Origin of the sequence: Pedobacter sp. UYP30, assembly GCF_040547165.1 — a bacterium.
Taxonomy (GTDB): domain Bacteria; phylum Bacteroidota; class Bacteroidia; order Sphingobacteriales; family Sphingobacteriaceae; genus Pedobacter.
The window spans coordinates 1-2,059 of record NZ_JBEPPD010000049.1 but is presented as its reverse complement, the minus strand read 5'-3'; the positions used below and the strand labels follow the sequence as shown (position 1 = coordinate 2,059).

The window sequence follows — 2,059 nt, the reverse complement described above, 5'->3', positions numbered from 1 at the left end:
TATTCTACCTCAAACAAAAACTGGTGTACTTTGGCTCGGAATGGCTGGTGCAGTATGCCTCGGAATGGGTGGTGTAGTATGGGTCGGAATATCCAACTGATGAACTAACGTAAACCACCGTCAGCCATTTTTGCGCAAATTTGCTGTTATAAGGCGTTTTTTTTTATTTTCCGAAGAATAACATATCAATGTCCATAGCATTTGAATAGAACTTTTCTCCCACTGTCGTATTTACAATTGCAGTCAAGGTCACCTTTTGCCCTTTCATTTTCTTAAGGTCTTCTAAAAAAGCTTCTTTCAAATTATACATTACTTGATATTGTTCGCCATATTCCATTCTTTTTGGAAATTGAATTTGAGAAGTAATATTCAATAGTTGGAAAGTGTCCGCATCTCCGTGAATTGGTCGACTAATTTTGAAGTATGGAGAGTTAAAATATCTAAAGTCATTAACTGTATTTGTTACAGTTACACCAATCATAATTTCTCTATTAGAATAACCATTTATATTCAAATAAGAAGTCAAATAAATATTTCCTTTTGGTTCTTCTTTTTCCGGTATAGGAATATTTACTTCGCTTCCTAACTTCTTCAATATTTTATTAGAAAGTTCTTCTGGAGATGTTTCGCTGATGTCGAGGTATCCAAGTGTTGAGCGAATTCCATCAAGTTCAGTTTTGTCAAATCTAACGGGTAAAATATATTCTTCTTTATTTTCAATTGCTCTTGCAATTGCTGTTCTCACTTCATAGTTTGTCCAAACTTTTTTTTCGTAATTTTCAGAAATAAAAGGAACAAAGTATTTTGATTGTCTTCGGTAAACATAATCGAAGTGAATTCCTAAATCTTTTCCCCAAAGGTCAACTTCTTCAAACCTATCATAGAAAACTTTAATTCCATTTTCTTTCAATATTTGAGCAACTTTATCTACATATTCTCGGTCTTCACCAGCAAATGATAGAGCAATGTCGTATTTGTATTCCATATTCAATATTTTAAATTGTTCGTTCGGTTAAAATGCCTTATAACGTTTTGCCGCTTTGCGAAGGCGGGGTTTTTCAGCACTAAACTTTATTAGATGCATAAAGCTTAATTTAGCACTTCACTGTCATAGAAGCACGAAACCCCCGATTTTGCAAAACGGCTGTTATGCGGTCGGCTTTCTTTCAGGATATTTGTTAAGTTCATCTTTTAGTCCTTTTTTAATTGTGATTAGTTCGTCTCTGTCAGCTGAAATATCAACAAATTATTCTTCATCATTTAACGCAGATTTTGGTCTGCATTCTAAATCAAATTTTATTCTAATTAATTTCTTGTTGTCTGTCGGCTCGTTTAAAAGTTCAAAAGATAGATTTGGTTCTGTAAATGTTATTAATCTAAATTCTGGTTCTTTGTCTGCTGAAAGTTGTTCAAACCAATCTGTGATTTCTTGAACTTCCCAAGTAGTCAAAGAAGGGTCAATTGTTTGCCATTTACCAACTTTGCTGTCAACTTTCAAATATATATTCAGCCAATTCCCATCCAATCACAGTCTTTATTTTCGGGAAATTGATAGTTCATTATTTTTAGTTCAACTGTTTGATTGTCAGTGCCTGAAAAAATCATTTTCGTGCTTGGTTTTTATAGCGTTCTACAAATTCTTTGGCATCTCGGATATTGTCAGGATAAGGAACCAAATTTTCATACTTAGTAAATCCATTTAATGTCTTAGTAACGCTTTCGTATATGTGTTGATAGTAAAAGCCATTTTCAATTAAAAACTTAACAGTCTCCCATTTTTTGTCTTCTGTCTTTTTAGGCGGTCTAAACCTATGAGGCAAAAGTGTCATTGGTTTTCCACAATCAGGGCAAGTAGCTTCCTTTCTGTCATTGAAGTCAGTTCCTTGGCTAAATGATTTTTTACAGTCTAAACAAACTACTTTATGTCCCATTTTCTGTGTTGTGTCGTCTTTTAAGCTGCCGCATAACGTTTTGAAAATTTGTGCAGAAATGGCATTAATGCAGAACCATTGTCGTACCGCACAGACCTAAGTAAATAACGAAAAACCTGAGTTGAACC

Annotated in this window: 3 protein-coding genes; all 3 read right to left on the bottom strand. The window is 33.9% G+C overall.

Annotation, left to right across the window (positions count from 1 at the left end; genetic code table 11):
• Nucleotides 1-163: 163 nt before the first annotated feature.
• Nucleotides 164-985, bottom strand: coding sequence for a toll/interleukin-1 receptor domain-containing protein (locus ABIB40_RS20570; protein WP_354361819.1), 822 nt, complete (start codon nt 983-985; stop codon nt 164-166).
• Nucleotides 986-1,246: 261 nt separating this feature from the next.
• Nucleotides 1,247-1,525, bottom strand: a complete 279-nt coding sequence (locus tag ABIB40_RS20565) for a WapI family immunity protein (RefSeq protein WP_354361817.1) — start codon at nt 1,523-1,525, stop codon at nt 1,247-1,249.
• A 76-nt stretch (nt 1,526-1,601) separates the two neighbouring features.
• A complete protein-coding gene (locus ABIB40_RS20560; RefSeq protein ID WP_354361815.1) occupies nt 1,602-1,931 on the bottom strand; it encodes a hypothetical protein in 330 nt (109 codons plus the stop codon).
• Between the last annotated feature and the right edge of the window lie 128 nt (nt 1,932-2,059).